Source organism: Diplocloster agilis, from assembly GCF_019042275.1.
GTDB lineage: Bacteria > Bacillota > Clostridia > Lachnospirales > Lachnospiraceae > Diplocloster > Diplocloster agilis.
In genome coordinates, this window is the sequence record NZ_JAHQCW010000055.1 from 13,181 (window position 1) to 35,790 (window position 22,610).

Here is a 22,610-nt window from a genome sequence, read left to right on the forward strand (position 1 = left end):
TCTATTGTATGATCCGGCCTTTACACCGGCCTTATCTTACCGCTTTAAGTTGACCAGTTCTTCCAGTATGGAGTCCGAAACGGTGATAATCCTGGAATTGGCCTGGAATCCCCTCTGTGTAACGATCATATCCGAGAACTCTGAGGACAGGTCCACATTGGACATTTCAAGGGCCGAGGTCTTTAACCCGCCTGTTCCGTTGGTTCCGGCCTCACAGGCCTGTGCCGCCCCGGAGTTGGCAGTTTCACGGAAGTAGGAATTTCCCACCTCCTCCAGACCGTTGGGATTCTCAAAGGTTACCAGGTCGATCCGCCCCAGCTGGAGATTCCCCAGAGTCGGGTGGTTAACCTGAACGATACCGTTGGCCAGGATAGAGATGGCGTCGTTGGATACGGCCACATTGCCGCTTTCCGTGCCGCCCTCCAGCACAAAGATCTTGCTGCCAAGTCCCAGATCCCTGGAATCCGAGGCCGCCGTAATCGTGCTGACCGGGTGGCTGGTAAACGCCGCCCCATCGGCGATCGCGCCGCTTGTTCCGCTCTCTTCGCGGTACGCGCTGCTGATTCCTTCAAATCCCTGGTGTTTGAGCTCTATATACTGCCCTTCCTCTTCTCCGCCCGGGGTGCCTACTTCCTTTAACAGTACGGTTTTTGAAACGGTACTGCTGGAATTCACCTCGCCTTCGAAGGTTCTGGTTACCGTAGAGCCGTCGGCCTGCTTGACCGCTACTTCCGCCTTCAACACCCAGGCCGCCAGCGTCCCCTTATCCGGATCCGCCGCCCGGTAGGACGCGGAATAGGTCACCGTACCTGCCGCCGTAAACTTCGGGCTCGTACTCATGGATTCCGGGAAAATCCCCCCGAATATTCCGGAAGCCGCCACGGAACTGTCAAGCTTATTCGTTCCTGCCACCGCTCCAAAGGTGCTTTCCAGAACCTCCTTGCCGGTGAGTCCGCCCGCCGGGAACAGCTTATCCCCCGGCACCGCCTGAATCGTAAAGTTACCGGCCGGATGCGGAACACCGGAACGTCCCTCTGTGATCGCCGTGTTCATTTTCTTATTAAAATCCTCCAGACTGGAAAATACAGCCGTGGGGTTTACGCTGACCGTGATCGAACCGCTGGTCATATCTCCCGGCTTCACCTTGATATCCGATCCGTCGGGAAGGGTGGGGTCCAGCTTGAAGTTGATGGATGTATTTCCGTCCTTGGTCGTATTTTCCGCGGTGATTGAAAAATTGATGCCGTTAATGAGCTGCGTGGCCTGGGCCCTGGTGGCCTGCGTCCCGGACATGGACAGATGGATCTTATCCGATCCGGCGGCCTTGCCCAGAGGATCTCCCGTAACGCCCAGCACCGCGTTGCCGTTTGCGTCGATCAGGTTGCCGCTGTTGGGATCGATGCTTAAGATACCTGCTCTTGTATAGAATATATTTCCGTCCGCATCCTGCACCTGGAAAAATCCGTCTCCGGTGATCGCCACATCCATGGGCCGGTCTGTGCTCTGCAGAGCCGAACGGCCGGTGTTTAGGTCGATTCCTCCAAGCTGGGCTCCATAACCCACCTGGCTTGCGTTGGTACCGCCCTTGGTGGCGGTGCCGCCCGTAGCGCTCTCCAGCGTCTGATAGAAGACGTCCTGGAATCTGGCCCGGCTGGACTTAAAACCATAGGTATTTACATTGGCAATATTATTTCCGATCACGTCCAGTTTCGTCTGGTGCGCTTTCATACCGGATACTGCCGAAAAAAGCGATCTAATCATTTTTTATTCTCCTTTTTTTGAACCGCCCCGTCCGTCCGTCATTCGGGACAGGGATAACCTCCAAAAAGGACCGGCTATATCATTACGGTTCCGTCGATATTGGTAAATACGTTTCCTTTCAGGCTCTCATCCTGAACCACCGTAATTACCCTGTTATTTTTGACACTTACTACAAATGCGGTGGAATCCATCAAAATCAGGGGATCTTTTAACCCTTTTTCCTCCGCCAGCCGGATTCCTTCGTTCAGCCTCTCCAGCCGTTCCGCTGAGACATCCACATTCCTTTGAGCCACCCGCTCCAGCGCGTGCCTGGAAAATGCCACCCGGGACTCTTTTAAGATCTGTTCCTCCAACACACTTTGGAAGGATTTCTCCTGTTCCGGCGATCCGTCCGCCGTTTTCCCCGGCTGCCACGAAACTGCCGGATTCCCGGTACTGATCGGCGCTTGTAAACGTTTCTGCATCAGGATAGGGTCCATATGATTCCCTCCTTTCATTCTGTGTATCTTCTGACGACTTCGGTATTTTCGCTGTTCCCGGTTTAGTCAGTTTTCTCGGTCTTGTCGGCGTTCTCTGTCTTGTCCGTGTTCTCCGTCTTGTCGCTGCCGTCCGTATTATCCTCCGGATTACTGCCGCTTGACGGGGCGCTGCCGATTTCCATGATCTGATCCAGCGAAAAGGCTTTGTCGCCGATGTAGATTAAAAACTGCTCATCTACCAGGGAGATTCTGTTCACAATCCCTTCTGTCCGGTCCAGCTGTCCGCTGACGGTAATCTTGGCGGCCACCACATTTTTTCCAACCAACGAGGTGATGAAGGAACTTTTCGCGTTGTACGCCATCTCTTCCATCTGCTGCATCGTTGTGAACTGCGCAAGCTGGGTGAGATACTGGGTGTCATCCACCGGATTCATGAAATCCTGATTCTTCAGCTGCGCTACCATAAGCTGAAGGAAATCATCCATAGACACCTGCTGGTCTTTCGGATCGCCGAACACCGCGTCGATCGTACCGCCCTGGGTCTTCTCCGTGGAAGCGGCTGCCGCAGCCCTTGCATAGCTGCTATAATCACTATAATCCGTATTAACTGCCATGAACTTCTACCTTTCCTTAGTTTGTCTGTCTTTTCAAGACATATAGGGATACCCGAAGGGTATATCGTCAATTTGTACGCCTATATGTACGCATACAACCGGTTCATTGCCTGCTGCTGTGTATATAAGTGCATCTGCTGCACTTCCCCGGGGGCTTCCTCTGTCTCTTCCCCCACAAATGTCCCGTGGCGGAAGCGGCCGGTTCCCTGCTGATCCATGCTCCACTGCTGCCGGTTCAAATCTTGCTGATAATTCATAAAATCCAAACCGCCCTGACTGTTCTGGTAGATTTCTTCCACCTCCGCATGCAGCGGCTGCAGCGCTTCTCTGAGATTCAGCATCTCGCTGTTCAGCATCCGCTGTGTCTCTGAATTGGAAACCCCGATGCTCATGGCGATCTTTCCGCCTGCGGACACCATATGTATTACGATTTCGCCCAATCCCTCCGGTTTCAGCCGAATTGTGAATTGGTTCAGCCCTCTGGCCATTCCCTGCTCGATCCCGCCTCTTAACTGTTCCGCGAGGGGAGTGTTCGGGGTCATTTGGCTGTTGTCAACCGCCGGCGCCTCATAACGGTCCGCCATTGCGCTGGTTCTTACAGGAGGAAGGTATACGCCTTCATTCACCTTTTTCTGGAGATCATCCGCATCCACAGCCGATGCTTTTTCTGACGGCGTCCCCTCTTCTGTGCTCCTGGTATTCCCGGAAGCCATAGATTTCATCTGATCCGCTCTGGCCTTTAACATATCCTGATAGGATACCGGCTCTCCCGGGTCTTGGCCTGACATGGCGGTCCATTCCTGGGTTTGATTCCCGGCATTGCCTGCCTGTCCCGCCTTCGCAGCCGCATTTTCGGCCTGAACTGCCGGCGTCTGATCGGAATCCTCCAATACGGCTCCCTGCGCATCTGCCAGCTTACGGCCCTGTGTAGCGGAACCGATTTGTCCATCTGTTTTGATCCCTTCTGCCGCCTGCATGGCCGAAGCCAGTACCGGAACGGGATCTGTCGGATTTTGATTCAGACTCGCGGCATCCTCCGCCTGCAGTATTTCCTCCGGCTCTGCCAAAAGCGCCTGCGGTATCTGCACCAGCGCGGCCGCTTCCTGCATGAGCAGGGCATCGGTTACCGGCTCCTTCGTTTTTCCGCCGTCATCCTCAGGCTTCTTATCCACGCCGGCAGTCTCTGCTTCGTTGCCGGTTTTCCCGGAAGTAACCGCACTGTCTTCGGACCGGCCATCCGGCGCTTCCTGGGCAGAACCCTTTCCTTCCGCTTTTTCCTTCTGTCCCGTATTTTTTTGCTTCTGGGTCTCTGATCCTTCATTCACACCAGACTTTCGGGTTTTCGGAGCTTCCAGGGATTTTTTTAAGATATCCATAAAATCAGAGGCTTCCTTCCCCTTCTGCTGAGGCTTTCCGTCCATACGGACGTATTCACTGTTTACACTCTGTACGTTCATTTTCTCACCGCCTTTCCCGTACCTCTTCTTTTATATAGAAACACCATGCCTTACGAATTCGCCCGCAACATGTTCGGAGATCGTCTCCTGCTGCTCCTTCGCTTCCGCATAATGGTATTCCTCCAATTTTTTCGCCTTTAAGTTCTCCAGTTTCTTCACTTCCTGGGAGGCCTTCACTACATTCTGACGCTGAATCTCAATCTGCTGTTCCAACTGCTCCTTCTGGCGAAACAGTTCCATCTGATTCTTTCTCCCGTTTTCTATGGAGCCCATCAGTATCTTCAGCTGAAATACGGTCGTCCCTTTCTGAATCCGGCTGTTCTTTTCTTCCTGCAGGTCCCGGATCTGTTCCTCGAGGCGTTTCAGCTTCTCTTCCAGCTCCAGGCGCTGCGCGTTCAGCCGCCCCATCAGATTTTTTTCTTTTTCTAATGTCTGTTCCTCGAAGCTTAATACTTTCCCCAGGGAAAAGGAAAATTTCTTCATAGCAGCCTGCTCCTATTCTTACTATCCTGTTCCTATTCAGCCAGCGCGATCATACGAAGCACCGTGTCCTGTAAGGTAAAGCTCTCGTCCGTCTTCTGTCTCAAGAAGTCATTGATTTTGTCAATTCTTAACAGTACGTCATCCAGTTCTTTGTTGGTCCCCTTCTTATAAGCCCCGATGGATACCAGATCCAGATTGTTCTCATATACGGAAAGATATTTGCGGATCTTATTGGCCGCTTCTTTGTGCTCCGGCAAAACGATATCATTCATCAAACGGCTGATACTGGAGAGAATGTCGATGGCGGGATAGTGATTCCTGGCCGCCACCTTTCGGGACAGCATGATATGTCCGTCGATAATTCCCCGGACCGTATCCGATATAGGTTCATTGGTATCGTCCCCTTCCACCAGAACCGTGTAGATCCCTGTTATGGAACCTTTTTCAAAGTTCCCGGAGCGTTCCAGAAGCTTCGGCAGGTCCGAATAGATGGACGGGGTATATCCTCTCGCCACCGGAGGCTCTCCGATGCTCAAGCCGATCTCTCTGGAAGCCATGGCGAACCGGGTCAGGGAGTCCATCATCAGCAGCACATCCAGTCCCTGGTCTTTAAAATACTCCGCGATCGTCGTAGCCGTCAGCGTGCATTTTGCCCTCATCATCGCCGACTGGTTGGAGGTGGCCACTACCAGCACCGACCGCTTCAAGCCCTCTTCTCCCAGATCCCGGCTGATGAATTCCACCACCTCACGGCTTCTCTCTCCAACCAGCGCGATCACATTGACATCCGCCTTTACATTCTTGGCAATCATCCCCATCAGCGTGCTCTTTCCCACGCCGCTTCCGGCGAAGATTCCCATTCTCTGGCCTTTTCCTATGGTTAGAAGCCCGTCGATGGCTTTTACTCCCATCTGAATCACGGTGTCTATCCTGGGCCGCTCCATGGGATTCGACCGCTCTCCCGTGATCGGATAATACTTGACGTTTCCCACCGGTCCCTTTCCGTCGATCGGCATACCCAGCGGGTCTACGGTACGGCCGATCAGTTCTTCCGACACCGGAATCTTTAGCTTATCCCCGGTATTTCTTACGGCGCTGCCATAGCCGATACCCTCGATCTCCTCATAGGGCATCAGCAGCACCTTGTTCTCCCGGAAACCAACCACTTCCGCTTTCATGCTCTGTCCGCTTTTCGGGATCTCGATCGTGCAGACATCCCCGATGTTGCAGGCCGGGCCGGTGGATTCCACCGTGGTTCCCACTATCTTATCAATCTTGCCCATATAAGTATACAGGCTGGAATTTCTGATTACTTCGTGTACCTTTTGCATCTCCATAAGGTTATCTATTCCTCAAGCATTTCCAACTGCTGTTTCAGATTCTCTAGCTGCACATATACGGAGGCGTCCACCAGTCCGTCGGGCGTCTCGACCCGCAATGTCCCCAACGGCAGATCCGCGGTTTTTACCTTAATCATCGTTTCATATTTTTCCCTGACCGGCGCCAGCGCCTGTTCGATGGCTTCGGCCTGCCTGACCGCCTTTGCGGCCACCAGCACAGTAAGCGGACTCTTTTCTTTTTCAGACAGGACCGCAGCCCTGGCCATGGCATTCATCCCGTCGTCCTTAGCGATCTTCTCGCACAGGATCTTTTCCGCAATCTTAAGGGCCAATGAGGTTACCTGTTCCCGCAGCTCATTTTCCTGTCCCGCTATGCTTTCTTTTAACTCGTCAATGGAAGCAGCCAGCTCAGAACTTAATTTACCGATCTGCTCTGCGGCCTTCATAAGCCCTTCCTGCCAGCCCTCTTCATAAGCCTGTTCTTTGATCCTCGCAGCTTCCCCGGAGGCGGTATTTACGATCTTGTCTCTCTGGGCGTAGGCATCCCCCAGGATCTGAGCCGCCGACAGCTCCGCCTGCCGCTTTGTGCGTTCCAGCAGCTGCTTTTTCCCTTTGGATATCAGGGCATAACCCGTCTCCTCGGTATCGGTCCGGACTTCCTTATCCGTTTTTTCAATACCCGGTTCCTGATACAGAGGTACCTGATATTGATCAAATACGGTCTGTTCGGACTTTAACACCTTAGACAATGATCTCATCCTTTCCGTCCTTGGAAATCACGATTTCCCCTTCTTCTTCCAAACGGCGGATCGTACCCACGATCCTCTGCTGCGCATCCTCCACGTCACTCATGCGGATATTACGCAGGTATTCCATATCGGACTGTATCGTTTCCCGCATACGGGTGGACATATTAGAAAATATGGCGTTTGCCACATCTTTATTCGCCACTTTAAGGGCAACCGCGATATCTTTCGTATCTGTATCCCGGATAAACCGCTGGATGGACAGAGGATCCAGATAGGCGATATCTTCGAACACGAACATTAACTTCCTGACATCCTCCGCCAGCTGCGGGTTTTTGATATTTAACTCTTCAAAGATATCCCTCTCCGTACTGCGGTCCACATGGTTCATCACATCGGCCACATAGTTTAAGCCGCCCACCTCGGTAGTTTCCTCCGATGTGGAGGAGCCGATTTTCTTTTGAACAACATTTTCCACGATTTTAATAATGGAGGGCACCGCCCGGTCCATATTGGCAATCCGTTCCACCACGTCGATTCTGGTTTCCTTTGGCAGATTGGCCACGATCTTGGACGCCTGCTCCGGTGTGGCGTAGGACAGAATCAGCGCCAGTGTCTGCGGATGCTCGTTTTGTATGATCGTCATCAGAGTCTTGTAATCTATTTTTCGGATAAATGAGAAGGCCTTGGTCTTCATCGCCTTGCTGACCCGCTCCATCAGGCTCTTCGCCTGCTGCTGGCCAAAAGCCCGCTCCAGTACCTCTTTCGCATATTCTCGGCCGCCTTCCGTTATCACCTTTTCCGTGACGCAGCAGTCGTAGAATTCGTTCGCGATATTTTCCAGTTCTCCCTGTTCCAGACGGGGAAGACGGGAAAGTTCCACAGAGATCTGTTCAATTTCATTTTCAGATAGATAATGGAATACCTGGGATGCGCTGTCCGCGCCCAGCATCGAAATTACCGCAGCGGCCTTTTCCGCCGGATTACGCTCATTTGCATTCATATTACTGCTCTCCCTCCTTCAGCCATGAACTGATCATGGACGCTATGATTTCGGGATTCGCTTTGGCAAATGTTTTGACACGGCTAACCGGAGTCTGCTCCTTAGAAACCGCTTCCGCCGGATTGGGAATTACCGCATCGCCTGCGGCCGCTTCCCTCATGCCCTGATCCGGAACGATCTCGTCTTCGATAGCCCCAAACAGTTCCTCATCTTCCCTGGCATGTTTCCTTCTCCTGCGCGCCATGAGCACGATGATCAGAACCGTGAGCGCCAGCACAACGGCCGCCCCTATGATCACATAGAACAGCCCCTTCTCCAGAAGGCTTGCGGTTCCGGCCCCGGAATTGTCCGCCTGAAGAGGCGTAGTCCCGGCCGCCTGCTGAAAACTGGATACAACAATATCCTCCGGGGCGATATTGGCCGCCTTGGAGGCTGAATCTATGATCTGCTGTTTTTTGGCGGCGGTCAGATTGTTGTCATTGACCGTAATAGCCACCGTCGCTTTCTTAAGCTCCACATTGTCTTTTTCTATCTGCCGTTTGATATAACTGGCCAGATAATCCACATTCCGGTAATAATCCCCGGTATTCTGGTTGTTGCCGCCCTCTGTCTCGGCGCCGTAGGTTGGGATATCCGTGTTATTCTCTTCCCCTGCCACTCCTCCGGCCTGATTTCCCGTTCCATTGGTGGTCCTTCGCTCTTCAAAATTATCGACCACTCCCTGCCCGTTCTCCTGGGGCTGGTACTGGAGGTCTTCCGTGATCATTTTATCATAATCGATCACAACGGTAGCGGATACCCGGATCTGGCTGGATGCATATCCAAGCGTCAGTACGTTCTTGATTTTATTTTCCAGCTTCTCCTCCACCTTGGACTCAAAGTCCAGGCGGTTCAGCCCATATGTACTGGTCCCCAGATCATCGGACAAAAGCTCCTGCATCGTCTCCGCGTTGACTACCGTCACATTCTCCGGCAGCAGCCTGGGAACGCTGTTGGAAACCAATTTCTTGATCGCGGTCACCTTATCGGAGGACAGCTCAAAAGAAGGCATAAATGTCAGCGATACCGATCCTGTGCTGTCCGAGCTCTGCTCTTCCCAGACGTAGCTGCTCTCATCCGGCACATTCAAGGTTACGATCGCGTTCTTCACGCCGCTCATGTCTTTTAGCGTTCTCTCCAGCCGGTCCTGAAGATTCAACAGCAAATACTGTTTCTTTTCAAATTCCGTTGTGGTAAATCCGGTATTGTCCGAGAATATGTTAAACGGAAGGGCCGTCTTCGGATATCCAAGTGCCGACATGTCCAGCATGATATCTCCGGCTTCCTTCTCAGGTACCATAACTTCCCCGTCCGCATTGCGCTGGGTCTTGATATCCCGGGCCTGTAACACCGTGTACATTTCGGCATTTTCTTCTTTGGAAGCGCCCGGAAACAGCACCTCATATTTTTCTTTTCCTACGTTCAGCCATATGGTCACAGCCAGCGCGATCACTACAACGGCTGCCAAGCCTCCGATCAGCCATTTCTTATTGCCGGCATTGATGTACTCTATGACGGAACTCCCCTTGATCTTTTCTCTAATTTTGTCTTTCCCACTCATCTGCTGCCACCATCATAGATTATTTTAAATCTGCATTCCCATTATTTGATTATATGCGCTGACCGCCCTGCTGGTCAGCTGCGTCGTAAACTCAATCGCAGTGGCTGCCTGTTCCGCCTGAATCAGTGCGGTATGCAGGTCATCTACGTTCCCCATCGCCAGCCGGATATCGCTCTCTTCCATCTGCTTCTGCGCTGCATCCGCCTGCTCGATGGCCTGCTCCAGCACAGCTCCAAAATCCTGTCTGGCGGCCTTATTCTCTGTTTTTCCGGTCTTATTCATCTCTTCGATGGATGAGACTCCATCCATTCTGCTAATCGGTACGATAAACATATTTTCCTCTCCCACTGTCTTTCTATTCTTACAACTCTTTCATCTAAAGCAAAATCGTTCACAGTGAGCTTATTATAACACACTTTTTTCTGTTGCAAAACTATTATTCGACATTTTGCCATAATATTTTATTATTTTCCGATAAATACAGCTTATTTTTTTTGCAGATTTACCAATATTAACCATGTTAATCAAAATTTTAATATTTTCGCGGGTAGAACTTGCACCCCTACCTAAAAACCAGAATGTACCTGTATACCTAATACGGATCAGACCTGTTTTCTTTACATAAAAAAATGTGGAAATCTCTTCCTTTTTCAGATAAGCCGGCACTGCCGTACCGTTATCATTCCGAAATAAAAGATTTCCACATTTTGTATTCCATGATCTTTATTTAACCGATCACTTCAGCTCCGCCCATATAAGGCCGCAGCGCCTCCGGGATCCGAACTGTGCCGTCTTCATTCAGGTTATTCTCCAGGAACGCGATCAGCATTCTGGGCGGGGCCACTACCGTGTTATTCAGGGTATGGGCAAAATATTTGCCGTTTTCCCCGACCGCCCGGATCTTAAGCCTTCTGGCCTGGGCGTCTCCCAGATTGGAACAGCTGCCCACCTCGAAATATTTCTTCTGTCTCGGAGACCAGGCTTCCACGTCCACGGATTTTACTTTCAGGTCGGCCAGATCGCCGGAGCAGCATTCCAGCGTGCGGACCGGTATATCCAGGGACCGGAACAGATCCACCGTGTTCTGCCAGAGCTTGTCATACCACATCATGCTGTCCTGAGGCTTGCACACCACGATCATTTCCTGCTTCTCGAACTGGTGGATACGGTAAACCCCGCGTTCCTCCAGGCCATGCGCTCCTTTTTCTTTTCTAAAGCAAGGAGAATAGCTGGTCAGGGTATAGGGCAGTTCTTCTTCCGGAAGGATGGAATCGATGAATTTCCCGATCATGGAATGCTCGCTGGTTCCGATCAGATAGAGATCCTCTCCTTCTATTTTATACATCATGGCGTCCATTTCCGCAAAACTCATCACGCCGGTCACCACATCGCTTCGGATCATAAACGGAGGCACACAGTAGGTAAAGCCCCGGTTAATCATAAAGTCCCTGGCGTAGGAGATCACAGCGGAGTGCAGTCTGGCGATATCGCCCATCAGATAGTAGAAACCATTTCCGGCAACCCTTCTGGCGCTGTCCAGATCGATACCGTTGAACCGTTCCATGATCTCCGTGTGATACGGGATCTCAAAATCCGGCACCACCGGCTCCCCGTAGCGCTGCACCTCCACATTTTCACTGTCGTCTTTTCCGATCGGCACGCTGGGATCGATGATATTGGGAATCGTCATCATGATCTTCGTGATCTTCTCATTGCCCGCCTTTTCCTGCTCTTCCAGCTCGGCCAGATGCGCAGAAAACTCCGTGACTTTTTTCTTGGTTTCTTCTGCTTCTTCCTTCTTTCCCTGGGCCATCAGCCCGCCGATCTGTTTTGAGATCCGGTTTCTCTCTGCGCGCAGCGCCTCCATCTCCTGCAGTACTTTCCTGTGCTCGGTGTCCAGGGCGATCACTTCATCCACCAGCGGCAGCTTATTTTCCTGGAACTTGTTTCTGATATTTTGCTTTACGATCTCGGGATTTTCTCTGACAAATTTTAAATCCAGCATTTCATTTCCTCCGTTTCATGGCTTCCGGGCCTTAACCCGGCATTGTTTTTGAACTGGTCTGATACCTTTTTTATACCATAAGCGCACTTTCCAATAGAATAAAAAAAGACTCCTGTTCCCCCACATGGGACGAATAGGAATCCGCGTTGCCACCCAAATTGCCGCAAGCATACGCTGCGGCCTCTCGAAGGTATGATAAAGGATACCGGCCTTTGGCTTTCACCAACAGCTAAAAAAGTGGAAAGGTTCTTCCTTTCACCGGTTCACACCTACCACCGGCTCTCTGTAGAAATTCACAACCGCAGCTTTTCTCAACGCTGTATCAGATCGTTCTGTTTTTTAATACTATAAACTGTTTTTTGTTTCTTTGCAAGGGGGTAATTGGATAAGTTTACCGTTACATCTGCCTGCGCACGATACGGTACTCATCGTCATACTGAAAATATGGACAATCGCGGAAGGAATCGGTTAGAAACCTTCCCATTTCATCCTCATCCAGATTGATCTGGCATTCATAATACCCGGATTCATCGTCATAAAAGTGGTTGCCGCAGCATTCACAGTTTGCTCTTTTACTCATACTTTTGTCCCCTGCCTCCCTGGCTTGTTTTTTGCAGTTACCGGTATTATAACCTCAAAACGGCATTTTTACCAGATTTCTTTTATAAAAGAGGCCAAATAGAGGCCGCATAGTTATCTCCCCGCCTGATAATGGCTGTACTTTCTCCGGGCCAATACCAGGCAGAGTGCGGAGAATGCCACGAAGAACAATAGCTTGAAAATCTTAAAGCCTACCGGATCTTGATATCCCCATGCAAACAGCAGATAAAACGGGAAAAGGGTTGTGATGCGGCGCAGCCACATGCTGAACAGGGAAATTGGCATGATTCCCAGGCTGATTTGGTTCACTGCCCAGGGAGCCAGATACTGGAGCACGGACAGGATAACCACCAGGAAAGGCTGTCTGAAACAGGAGGAAATCCATATGGTGATACAGGTATGCATCCACGCCGCCAGCACAGAACAGCCCAGCAGCAGCGCCAATACGCTCCACACCGGCATACGGGTCCTTGGGTCCACCATATCCATCAGGCAGGCGCTGGCCTTAAGCCCGTCGAAGCCGTAAACGAAACCATACATCAAAAATATGAACGCGAACATAAAAAGCGTCAATCCCACAGCCAGACTTAAGCATACGGCGTATTTCATACGGGCGCCTTTCTTTTTGCCGTGCGCCGTTGTGAGAAGAATGCCTGCTGTCCGAAGCGCGTATTCCTCCGAAAATACCGGTGTGATAATCATGGAAAGGTAGATGCACAGACACACGAATACCAAAATATAGCTTTCCAGAAAGGAGCTCCAGCCCCGCGTGTATCCAAAGGTGACCGCGCCTGCCTCCACCTGCCTTGTAAAGTCTGATTCCTCGGGCGTATACAGATGAATGCCATTTCCATCGTCTCTGCCGCTGTTTGTCATGTACCTGGTCACAAAGTCATTGCAGAAATTATTATTTCCCGTATTGTTTTTCGTATCCGCATATCCGTATTTGTCTAAAATCTGTTCCGCTTTATCCATGGTCATCAGACCCTGATACGGGCGGGCGATCTCCCGGTCAGCCCGGACCGCCTCCATCCCCTGATAGGTTTTCCCACCGTCCACGACCGTCGTATCCGCGATTCCGGAAATATAAAAGTAGTAAACCGCAATAAACACCAGGCAGAGAAATCCGATCCCTGCGATTTTCTTGTGGCAAAGTTTATAGAGCTCTGTCTGAAACATCTACATTCTCCTTCCTCTCATACGGATTTTCGCCGTATGTCTGCCGCTTTTGTGGGCCAGCCTGGTCGAAATAATACAAATACACGTCTTCCAGCGCCGGCTCCGCTTCTTCCGCCTGGGGGATTGGCTTTTCGTCGGAGACGATACGTACTTTTACCATTCCAGCCAGGTTCTTCAGGTTTGCTACCGCATATTTTTGACCCAGCTCTTCGGCTTCTGCCGGGGATACCATGCATTCCCACACCCTGCCTTTGACCTGTTCCGCCACTTCGGTAACCGTCCCTTTTTGGATCAGCTGCCCGGCTCTGAGAAGGAGGATCTCATCCGCGATGTATTCCACATCTGAGACAATATGGGTGGACAGGATAATAATCCGGTCTCTTGACAGGGAACTGATAATGTTCCGGAAGCGAATCCGCTCTCTGGGGTCCAGACCGGAAGTGGGCTCATCCATAATCAATATGCGCGGATCGTTCAAAAGCGCCTGGGCCACGCCCAGTCTGCGCAGCATCCCTCCGGAGTAGGTGCGGATCTTCTGCTTTTCCTCTCCCTTAAGTCCTGTAAGGCAGATACATTCTTCCACTTTATCACGGGCGGTTTGCGGCGGAAGGGCTTTTAACGCCGCGATATATCTTAAGTATCTAAGGGCGGTAAAGTCGGGATAGTATCCGAAGTCCTGGGGAAGATAGCCCAGAAGTCTCCGGTATTCCCCACCCAGCCTTCGTATGGGCGTGCCATTGCAGAGCACCTCCCCTTCCGTAGGGTCCAGAATGTCACAGAGCAAACGCAGCATGGTGGTCTTACCGGCCCCATTGGCTCCCAGCAGTCCGTATACTCCCTGTGTAAATTCTGTGGACACCTGGTCCAGCGCTATTTTATTGTGATACCGTTTGGTCAGTCTGTCCAAGGTCAATTCCAACATAACAATTCTCCTTTCGCCGCCTTTTGAAGCAGGGTGCGGATCTGTATTCCAAGCACCGCCAGCATACATACCAGGATTCCCGTCCAAACCGGCACCGAGGCCGTCCGGTAAGCCTCCTGTACCATGGCCGGCATCATAGAGATTACGACGGACAGTATGGCTGCTCCGGTCTGGATATATCTGGCCCTTCGGTTTTTCACCAGGGTAAGGACGGAAAAATAGACGATATGCGACGCGGCAAACGGAACCAGCAGATAAATACACAGTTCCCCGATGCCCCAATCTGTTCCCTGGCGGGTTAAAATAGCCAGCACGGTCAGAAACAGCAGGTCCATTCCGGCGAACAGGATCATCCGAAGCGCCAGCATCTGTTTGATATTCAGATAAAACGTCTGCTCAAGCTCCGTCATATGATAGGCCATACTGCGGCCCAGCTCCTGGATGCCGGTGACCCCGGCGAAAGCGGCGAAGGCGGAACCGGCGGCCATGCAGGCCATCGCATCCTCCGCATTGCGGTTCATCCAGTACATAACTGCCAGCATCACCGCCAGCAGGGCGCCTTGTAAGATCCAGTAGCCTGCCGACAGATATTGGAGCTGCCCGGCCATTATTTCCGGCAGGCCCGGCTGGTACCAAAGCACCTGCTCTTTCGCCTCCGCCCGGATTTCCGCCATCGCCTTCTCTTTTTTGTCCGGGTCTATCCGGTATATCTTTTGTTCCGCTATCCATTCTTTTTTTAACCACGGCTCTATGTTCCGTCCCCGTTTCACTTAAATTCCTCCTCTTCGATCCACCTTTTTAACTTCAGCTTTCCTTGACGGATCCTGGATTTTACCGTTGACACACCCGTCTGTGTCATCTGCGCGATCTCCCGGAGCTTTATATCATAATAGTAATAGAGCACCACGGCTTCCCGCTGCTCGGGCGGCAGCTGCTGTATGGCCTGCTGGATGCACTCCCTAAGTTCAAGCCCCGCCAGCCGTTCATCCTCCCGCCCCTCCTCCGGGAACTCGTCTACCCCCGGAATGCTGCGGGCATTTTCCCGGTAATAATCTATGCAGCAGTTTCTGGCAATGGTCAGCAGATATCCCTTCAGATTCCGGTATTGGTACCGGTCTGCCATGCGGATAAATTTCAGAAAGGTTTCCTGGGCAAGATCGTAGGCCTGTACCGGATTCCCCGTCTGGAAACAGCAGAAACGGTAAATGTCATCATAATATTTCTCAGCTATGACATTCAAAAGCTCTTTATTTCCTTTTTGTATTTCCCTGATCAGTTTCCTGTCTTCCAAAGTTTTCCCCTCTGCGCTTTTGTACGGTTCTACTATATAATATATAACGGATCAGACTTTAAAAAAGTTTTAATTTATAAAAATATTTTCTAAGCGGCTAAAAGGCAGCCGCAAGTGCTCATAGCGATAAAAAATAGTAGCGCTCGAAAAAGCCTCGCTGACTATTTTTCATGCATCGCACGTAAGCGGCTAAAAAACAGCCGCAAGTGCTCATAGCGATAAAAAATACACGTTCCTGACTTTAGGAACGTGTAGCTCTTCTGGGAATCCTATGTTCACCTTAAAAATTCAATCCCGGGCGGTGACGGCTGCAGACACCGTAGCCTTTCTCCACCAGCTTTTCCCCTGAAGCAGCCGGTTGAAACCGGCATAGATTCCAAACCCGAGCATTCCTCCGACGGTGTTCATAATGACATCGTCGATGTCCGCAGAGCGTCCGGTGAAATACTGGGTGATCTCGATCAGAACCGTAATCCCCAGCGCGCACAGGGACAACCGCCAAAAGGATCTGAACTTCGGGAATACGATGGGCATCAGCACTCCCAGCGGAACAAACATCAGGATGTTGGAGACCAGCTGCTGGATCATTCTGGCGAAACCCATCTCATAGGTCTGGGTTACCCAGACAAAGGGCTGCAGATTCAGCAGCCGGTAATCCGGGAAAAAAGTAATGCCGCCCGCCAGCAAAGTGACAAATATAATAAGGGCTAACATGACCGTCAGCGCGTAGCAGGCCAGGTGACGGACAGCGGGCATTTTATATTTCCTTCCTCTAAGAAAAAACGGCAGATACAGAACCGCCGACGCCAGGGCGCAAAGCGGCAGGCCGATGATAAGCAAACCTATAATCATAGTAAACTCCTCCGATTCACAGTATTGTTTTCCTTTTATAGGTTAGTATAACGCAATCTCTGCCCGTATTCTCTTAAGATTTCTTTAAAATTTCTGACTGTCGTATTTGTACTCACTGACATACCATACTTCCAGATCCTTGTTATAGGAGGTATCCAAAAGCTTTCTACGCACTTTTACCCAAAGTGTCCCCTCCGCTCCGACTCCCGTAAGATCCAGAATAGAAACCTTGTACTCGCTGTTGGTTTCCCCGGTCCTGCGGCTGCAGCCAGGCAGACCGGCATCCAGTTCAGATAAGAAACTCAACAGGACATCGGATGGGTCAAAGTCTTTGGTATGCTGTCCCTTTTCCAGCTCCTGCAGGTACCCGGCCGTAAACTTGTCCGCCTCGTCGGTCGCGATCCATTCCCCGTCCACATATCCGGACGTATCAAAGGCATTGGTATCGGGAACATTGGTATCCTCATCCGGCAGCGTACCGTCATAATAGACCGGATAGCTTTGGGATGACACGGAACGGGCGCCGGACTGTAAAACCACCCTCAGTTGGCCCGCCGGAGAAAAATTCTTCTCCTCAAGGGGGATCAGCACATATCCCCTGTCTTCTATATTACGGACAATTTCCCGCTCCTCTTCCTTCACTACATCACCCGTCTCTACATCCCCTGTCTCTATATCCTCCGCTGTGTAACGGACAGATGCCGTATCCGGAGCTTCTCCCTGATAGGTAACGATCAGCATGGCCGTATCCGACAACGAATATCCCTTTTCGTCCGCCGGAACTTCATTTCCCTGCTGATTATAGAAATAGACTCCTGCTGCCTGCATGTTCCGGTTCGAAGTTGTGTCGACCGGTTCCATGGCCGGCTGCGCCTTGTCCCGGATATGCCGGTACCCATAGAAGCAGCCGGCCATCGCCAGAAGCAGCCAGCCTGTTATAGCGGCAGCTTTCCATGCCTTTCCTGATTTCTCAGAAAGCTTATGCGGCTGTAATTTGCTTTTCTCCCGGCCTGCCCCGTGTTTCGCTGTTCCGCGCTGGGCTTTCTTGTCTCCGGATTTCTCGTCTTCCGCTTCTCCATCGCTTTCTTCCACGTTCTCCCATAGATCCGCGATGGAATTCGTATCCGCTTCCGCTTTCCCGGATTTATCAAAATCCTTCTGAAGGACCTGCGAAAGCCTCCGCAGATTTTCCGTTGTGGGCGTCGAAATACCGGACTCCCATTTGGACACCGCCTGTCTGCTGATATCCAGCTTTTCCGCCAGCTCTTCCTGGGTCAGGCGCAGCTCTTCGCGTCCCGCCCGGATCTGTTCTCCGATACTCATAAGCATCTCCCCCTTTTGCTTCATTCTAGCTGGTTGCGCGGTTACTTACCACCAACTTTTCCGCAACTTTTCGGTTGCATCCTTCATACCGGCTTTCCAAGCTCCCGGGGCAGGGGCTTATACGGTACATCGGGTCAGGTAAGGCGAAATCTCATCCAAAAATACGATGCCGATGATGCCGGTTCCCGTATGCGCGCCGATCGCACAGCCCACATAGCTCTCCATAAATCTGGTGCATCCGTATTTTTCTTCCAGCATCTTTTTTACCTTTTCCAGGCTTTCATAGTCATCTCCATGGCAGATGCCCACGATCTGATTCCTCAGATCCGGATTCTTTTCCGCCGCCCGCTCCACGCATCTGGCCAACGAATGGTTCCTGCCCCTCACTTTTTCCACCGCTTTTAGGGAGCCCTCTTCCGTCACTTCAAGGATAGGCCGGATATTCAGGATATCCCCCGCCATCTTTCCGGTCCTGCTTAAGCGTCCCCCTTTATACAGGTATTCCAGCGTAGCGACTGTAAAGACATGTTTCATATGGCTTTTATGGTATTCCACCGCCCGTATGATCTCCTCCTTATTCGCACCACACTCCTGCATGCGGAGCGCATAATAAACCAGCAGCCCGAAGCCCAGGGCCGCACACTTGGAATCGAGAACCGTCAGATCGAACTGGGGGTATTCTTCCAGAAGCTGTTTTCTGGCCAGCAGGGCTGCGTTCATCGTTCCGGCCAGGCCGGTAGAGAAGCAGATGTAGATCACCTGATCTCCTTCTTCGGCAAATAACCGGAAGTGTTCCTCAAACATATGACTGTTTATATGGTAAGTGGAGATGTCGGCTCCCGCCCTCTGCTTTTCATAAAATTCTTTTGGAAAAACCGTTTCTCCATCGAAATAATCCGTCCCGTCGATGGTCACCGGCGTCGGTATGACATGCAGGTGATATTTCTCTTTGACCGAATCCGGCAGGTCCGCCGCAGAATCCGTAATAATTTTCAATGCCATAAACTATACTCCTTCTCTCTTATCGCTTACAATACATTCTTTTCCAGATTCACTGGGTTCTAACCCATTTCCTCATCTGACTTTCTCATCTGACTTTCTCATCTGAGACCAAACAGCTTGGTATCCCAAGCCGATACTTCCCGGCCTTAAAAGCTGCGGATGGGATCATCGTCATCCGCCGACTTATCGATGGATTTTATCACAACATAATATCCATAGTCATCGTTCACCTGCACCAGCACCCGCTCGCCGGCTTTTCGCCCCAGAATGGCTTTTCCGATGGGGGATTCGGTGCTGATCATTTTCTTCATGGAATTACCGCGGATCGTAGTGACCAGTTTATAGACCTCCGATAATTCATCCTCCTCGAAATACAGTTCCACCAGATTATTCAGCCCAACCTCATCGGCCTTTGAATCGTCCGATATGATCCGCGCGGTCTTAATCATGCGCTCCAAATAGCGTATCCTGCTCTCATTCTTGTTTTTGTCCTTTTTTGCCGCATAATATTCAAAATTTTCGCTGAGATCGCCGTGGGATCTGGCCTCCTTCACCGCTTCGATTGCCTGCCTGCGTACGACCAGCTTCCGGTATTCGATCTCTTCTTGTATCTTTTTAATGTCACTTTTAGTCAATTGGTCATTCATATCCGGCACTCCTTTACTCCATTACCGCGCAAACGTTTCTTATCTATCTTATCATAGCGGGAAGAATCCTACAACAAAAGAAAAAATGAAGAATCGCGGTCTGGTAAGTTTAAGGAATATTACCGGATATTTACAAATATCACTAATAATTTTTACAAAGGGCAGTTACACTAGAAAAGTACTGTGCAGAAAAACATTGATAGAAAGGCATTTTTAGAATAGCATTCTTAGAAAGGTATTTTTAGGATCATATTTTTATAGAAAGGTTCTTTATTACAAAGAAAAGAAAGACAGGCAGGTAAATGAGCAAAAATAAAACTACCAAAAATAATATTACAAATATCACATATGAACAGATTAAAGAAAACTCTGAAATCAAGACTTTTATCCAGTCCGGAAATGAAGTCCTGGGGATACTGGGCTATACGGATCATTCCCGGGTCCACGCAATCAAGGTAGCCGAGACCGCCGGAAAAATCCTGAAGGAACTGGGATATTCCGGAAAAGAAATCGAACTGGCAAAAATTGCCGGTTATATGCACGATATCGGAAACTCAGTCAACCGGCACGACCATGCGCACACCGGGGCTATTATGGCTTTTCAGATACTCCGGGAGCTAGGCATGGATGATAAAGATACCGCGGTCATCGTTTCCGCCATCGGCAATCATGATGAAAAAACCGGAACCGCGGTAACCCCTGTGTCCGCCGCCGTAATTCTGGCTGATAAGACAGACGTCAGGAGGAACCGGGTACGCAATAAAGATCTGGCAAATTTCGATTCCCATGACCGCGTCAACTATGCCGCCATCGAGTCACGGGTCACCATTAACAAAGAAAAGGGAACCGTCCATCTGGATATAAACCTGGATGAAAATATAAGCTCTATCCTGGATTATTTTGAAATCTTTTTACAGCGGATGCTGATGTGCAGAAGGGCCTGCGAACTGCTGAACGCCAAGTTCAAATTAACGGCGAACGGCAATAAAATGGCGTGACGCCATCATCCCTCCAACGCCCTGTGCCGGTGGGCTCTTCTGACCGCCGCGCGTCCCCTCCTGAGAAGCTCTTGCATCTCTTCCCAGCCGCCCTGGGACGCGTTCTGGGACAGCTTCTCTTCCTGCAGATGGGATTGGATCACCAGTTCATAATAGAGCTGCGGGTCCACATTTTCCTCAAGACATACCTTAGTCAGCAGTCCTGTAGTGGCCGCATATTTTTTCAGCAGCTGCCTTGTGGCCATACTCCGGCTATAAGGAAAGACCAGACAGTTAGCCGCCAGCGCGATCAATGCTCCGGCGCAGATATAGATAATCCGGATCACGAACATCTGTCCCACATCTCCAACTCCAAAGGCCCCCATAAATACCGCTCCTCCCAATGCGCCAATGGTAGAGCAGGCATAAGTTCCGGTATAGTCGGAAAAATAAAAGGAAAGGTATCCTGACAGCATCATAACCGCTGTCCTTCCCACCGGATTGGATATCAGCCCGAAGACGGCCACCGACACGATTCCGCCGATCACCGTAGCCACGATCCTTTTGCGCGTCTTGATCCCCACGTCGTCCGCATAAGGCAGGGACAGGGAAGCCAGCGTAAACAGCAGCCATTTTCCATGTTCCAGCTGAAACACCTGTACCAGAAGGGTAAACACCGCTAACAAAACAGAAACCCGAAGCGCATAAATAACCCGCACCGGACTCACATCCAGGGCAGCCTTTAAACGGACCGACAGGGAAAGGGCGGTCCTGTGATATTTCGTACGTTTCTGCGGGTCCGTCATATGCATCAGATGCTCACGGATATAAACCAGGGCATCATAAAATTCTCCCTCCAGCCGGTCCTTCTCATCCCGAACCATCTGCCGCCGGTCGAGCTCCTCCAGCCCGTCCGCCTGCCTGTTTACGTAGCGCTCAAATTCGCTTAACTGCACGTCAACCCGTTCCAGAAGCTCCTTTCGTCCGGGCGTCATCTCCTCCGTCATATCATGCAAAAGCAGAATAATATGTTCCATCCCCCGCCCGGCATCGATCATAGCGAAACTGGCATCCGAGATACACAGCACCTTCCTGCGCCTTTCATAGACAGTTCTGCTGAGTCTGCACAATGTATTGCGCACTGCGGCAGGCTTGGCCATCTCCCCTTCCCCATTCAGAAGATACCGAATCCCCTTCTGTGCATCCCCGATCATAGACGTCAAAACATCCTGCGCAGTTTCCCGCACACGCTTACGCCCCTTAAAAAGCTGATAAAGGATAATCGACACTGCCCCCGCCAGCAGTCCCAACAATCTTTTCGGCAATTCCGAAACACCAACCGGAGAGATAAACACAAGAAACAGATACGAAAGAATATACGGAAAATACATATGGCTGGAATACTCATAAGTAAACGCATACAGAATACAGAACACCGTAATCAGATTAACCGGAAGCGCGGCATAAGGATTCAGCGTATTCACCAGGCACGAGGCCACACCCATCCACAAAAGCACCCCCGCCTGCACCACCAGATGCTTCACCGGGGCCGCCGTCATATCCCTGACCATAGAAGCCGACATCATAATCGTAAAGATCACCCCAACGATCGAATTCTCCGCCCCAAAAACCCCCTGAAACACATTGACAAAAGCAATAATAAAAACAAAGTTCAAAGTTGCCTGAACAAAATTCTTTTGAAAACTCTCTTTCATCTTTTTCAAAACATGCCATCCTCTCTAAAACAAAAAGCTCCAACTCAGCACCAATCCCAGCGCCAGCGCCTCTCCAAACATACAAAATAAACAGCAATCCCCAAAAGGCGCCTCCAACATCCAACAATCCTATAATCCTATAATCCTGTAAACAAACTTTCAATGGTAAGTAGGTTCGATAAAGTTATGCCACACTGCCGCACAACCCTGCAGAAACTTGCATTGATCTAACTCAAAAGAATCTCAGAATCCGAATCTAAGATCTAACTCCAAATAACTGTATCTAATCATACCGCTAATTGGAAAATTTTACAACCCCCAATTCCGTTCATCCTCCCCCACCATTCTCAAAGCCCCCCCATAGACCATCCCCCCTTCTACTTTTTGAGCCAAAGCAGGGAAGAGAGCTGCGGGGAAGGCCGGGACGATCCCGGATGGGCGGGGACGCTCCGGGCGGCCGGGTTCTTTTGTATCTCTCTGGGAGCGCATAGGGCGGCTGTGTATCCGCTTAGGGGAATCGAAAAGCCGGGTTCAGGATGACCGGCGGACTTCACGTCCGACGGGCAAGAGCCTCTGAACCGGGAACACCTCAAGTGTTCCTGGTGAATAGGCTC

At 50.8% G+C, this 22,610-nt stretch carries 22 protein-coding genes; 1 reads left to right on the top strand and 21 read right to left on the bottom strand.

Features of this window, described 5'->3' with window-relative positions; translation table 11 throughout:
• Positions 1–36: 36 nt before the first annotated feature.
• From KTH89_RS22375 to KTH89_RS22470, 20 genes are all read right to left on the bottom strand, one after another.
• Positions 37–1,761 (bottom strand): flagellar hook protein FlgE, encoded by a 1,725-nt coding sequence (locus KTH89_RS22375; protein WP_158345371.1) that lies wholly within the window; start codon positions 1,759–1,761, stop codon positions 37–39.
• A 74-nt stretch (positions 1,762–1,835) separates the two neighbouring features.
• Complete coding sequence (locus KTH89_RS22380) at positions 1,836–2,240, bottom strand: TIGR02530 family flagellar biosynthesis protein (RefSeq protein WP_158345370.1); 405 nt, start codon at positions 2,238–2,240, stop codon at positions 1,836–1,838.
• Between the two features lie 62 nt (positions 2,241–2,302).
• Positions 2,303–2,854: a flagellar hook capping FlgD N-terminal domain-containing protein gene (locus KTH89_RS22385; protein WP_238723168.1), complete on the bottom strand. Its 552-nt coding sequence runs from the start codon at positions 2,852–2,854 to the stop codon at positions 2,303–2,305.
• A gap of 80 nt (positions 2,855–2,934) precedes the next feature.
• On the bottom strand, positions 2,935–4,311 hold the full coding sequence (locus tag KTH89_RS22390; protein WP_238723169.1) for a flagellar hook-length control protein FliK: 1,377 nt from the start codon (positions 4,309–4,311) through the stop codon (positions 2,935–2,937).
• A gap of 30 nt (positions 4,312–4,341) precedes the next feature.
• Entirely contained in the window at positions 4,342–4,794 is a 453-nt protein-coding gene (gene fliJ / locus KTH89_RS22395; protein ID WP_158345367.1) for a flagellar export protein FliJ, read from the bottom strand.
• 32 nt (positions 4,795–4,826) lie between these two features.
• Positions 4,827–6,131: a flagellar protein export ATPase FliI gene (gene fliI / locus KTH89_RS22400; RefSeq protein WP_238723170.1), complete on the bottom strand. Its 1,305-nt coding sequence runs from the start codon at positions 6,129–6,131 to the stop codon at positions 4,827–4,829.
• Positions 6,132–6,139: 8 nt separating this feature from the next.
• The gene (locus tag KTH89_RS22405) at positions 6,140–6,892 is read right to left on the bottom strand and encodes a FliH/SctL family protein (RefSeq protein ID WP_238723171.1); all 753 of its coding nucleotides are present in this window, start codon (positions 6,890–6,892) and stop codon (positions 6,140–6,142) included.
• On the bottom strand, positions 6,876–7,883 hold the full coding sequence (gene fliG / locus KTH89_RS22410; protein WP_238723173.1) for a flagellar motor switch protein FliG: 1,008 nt from the start codon (positions 7,881–7,883) through the stop codon (positions 6,876–6,878). Before fliG ends, KTH89_RS22405 begins: the two co-directional genes overlap by 17 nt.
• A gap of 1 nt (position 7,884) precedes the next feature.
• Positions 7,885–9,483: a flagellar basal-body MS-ring/collar protein FliF gene (gene fliF, locus KTH89_RS22415; RefSeq protein ID WP_158345363.1), complete on the bottom strand. Its 1,599-nt coding sequence runs from the start codon at positions 9,481–9,483 to the stop codon at positions 7,885–7,887.
• Positions 9,484–9,507: 24 nt separating this feature from the next.
• Complete coding sequence (locus tag KTH89_RS22420; RefSeq protein WP_158345362.1) at positions 9,508–9,816, bottom strand: flagellar hook-basal body complex protein FliE; 309 nt, start codon at positions 9,814–9,816, stop codon at positions 9,508–9,510.
• Between the two features lie 394 nt (positions 9,817–10,210).
• Positions 10,211–11,488 carry a serine--tRNA ligase gene (serS, locus tag KTH89_RS22425; protein WP_158345360.1) on the bottom strand — a complete coding sequence of 426 codons (1,278 nt, stop codon included), beginning with the start codon at positions 11,486–11,488 and terminating at the stop codon, positions 10,211–10,213.
• 397 nt (positions 11,489–11,885) lie between these two features.
• Positions 11,886–12,068, bottom strand: coding sequence for a DUF6472 family protein (locus tag KTH89_RS22430; RefSeq protein WP_238723174.1), 183 nt, complete (start codon positions 12,066–12,068; stop codon positions 11,886–11,888).
• Positions 12,069–12,181: 113 nt separating this feature from the next.
• Positions 12,182–13,267 carry an ABC transporter permease gene (locus tag KTH89_RS22435; RefSeq protein WP_238723175.1) on the bottom strand — a complete coding sequence of 362 codons (1,086 nt, stop codon included), beginning with the start codon at positions 13,265–13,267 and terminating at the stop codon, positions 12,182–12,184.
• A complete protein-coding gene (locus KTH89_RS22440) occupies positions 13,245–14,189 on the bottom strand; it encodes an ABC transporter ATP-binding protein (protein WP_238723177.1) in 945 nt (314 codons plus the stop codon). The genes KTH89_RS22435 and KTH89_RS22440 overlap by 23 nt, the downstream gene beginning before the upstream one ends.
• On the bottom strand, positions 14,177–14,959 hold the full coding sequence (locus KTH89_RS22445) for a hypothetical protein (RefSeq protein ID WP_238723178.1): 783 nt from the start codon (positions 14,957–14,959) through the stop codon (positions 14,177–14,179). The genes KTH89_RS22440 and KTH89_RS22445 overlap by 13 nt, the downstream gene beginning before the upstream one ends.
• Positions 14,956–15,480: an RNA polymerase sigma factor gene (locus KTH89_RS22450; RefSeq protein WP_158345356.1), complete on the bottom strand. Its 525-nt coding sequence runs from the start codon at positions 15,478–15,480 to the stop codon at positions 14,956–14,958. The genes KTH89_RS22445 and KTH89_RS22450 overlap by 4 nt, the downstream gene beginning before the upstream one ends.
• Before the next feature lie 288 nt (positions 15,481–15,768).
• Positions 15,769–16,332, bottom strand: coding sequence for a VanZ family protein (locus KTH89_RS22455; RefSeq protein WP_238723179.1), 564 nt, complete (start codon positions 16,330–16,332; stop codon positions 15,769–15,771).
• Between the two features lie 84 nt (positions 16,333–16,416).
• Positions 16,417–17,655 (bottom strand): helix-turn-helix domain-containing protein, encoded by a 1,239-nt coding sequence (locus KTH89_RS22460; RefSeq protein ID WP_238723180.1) that lies wholly within the window; start codon positions 17,653–17,655, stop codon positions 16,417–16,419.
• Positions 17,656–17,772: 117 nt separating this feature from the next.
• Entirely contained in the window at positions 17,773–18,657 is an 885-nt protein-coding gene (locus tag KTH89_RS22465; RefSeq protein ID WP_238723181.1) for a DegV family protein, read from the bottom strand.
• Positions 18,658–18,803: 146 nt separating this feature from the next.
• The gene (locus KTH89_RS22470; protein ID WP_158345352.1) at positions 18,804–19,304 is read right to left on the bottom strand and encodes a GreA/GreB family elongation factor; all 501 of its coding nucleotides are present in this window, start codon (positions 19,302–19,304) and stop codon (positions 18,804–18,806) included.
• 302 nt (positions 19,305–19,606) lie between these two features.
• On the opposite strand from KTH89_RS22470, the gene KTH89_RS22475 reads away from it, so the two are divergent.
• On the top strand, positions 19,607–20,302 hold the full coding sequence (locus KTH89_RS22475; RefSeq protein ID WP_238723182.1) for an HD domain-containing protein: 696 nt from the start codon (positions 19,607–19,609) through the stop codon (positions 20,300–20,302).
• Positions 20,303–20,307: 5 nt separating this feature from the next.
• On the opposite strand, the gene KTH89_RS22480 is transcribed toward KTH89_RS22475, so the two are convergent.
• Complete coding sequence (locus KTH89_RS22480) at positions 20,308–21,996, bottom strand: FUSC family protein (protein WP_238723183.1); 1,689 nt, start codon at positions 21,994–21,996, stop codon at positions 20,308–20,310.
• Between the last annotated feature and the right edge of the window lie 614 nt (positions 21,997–22,610).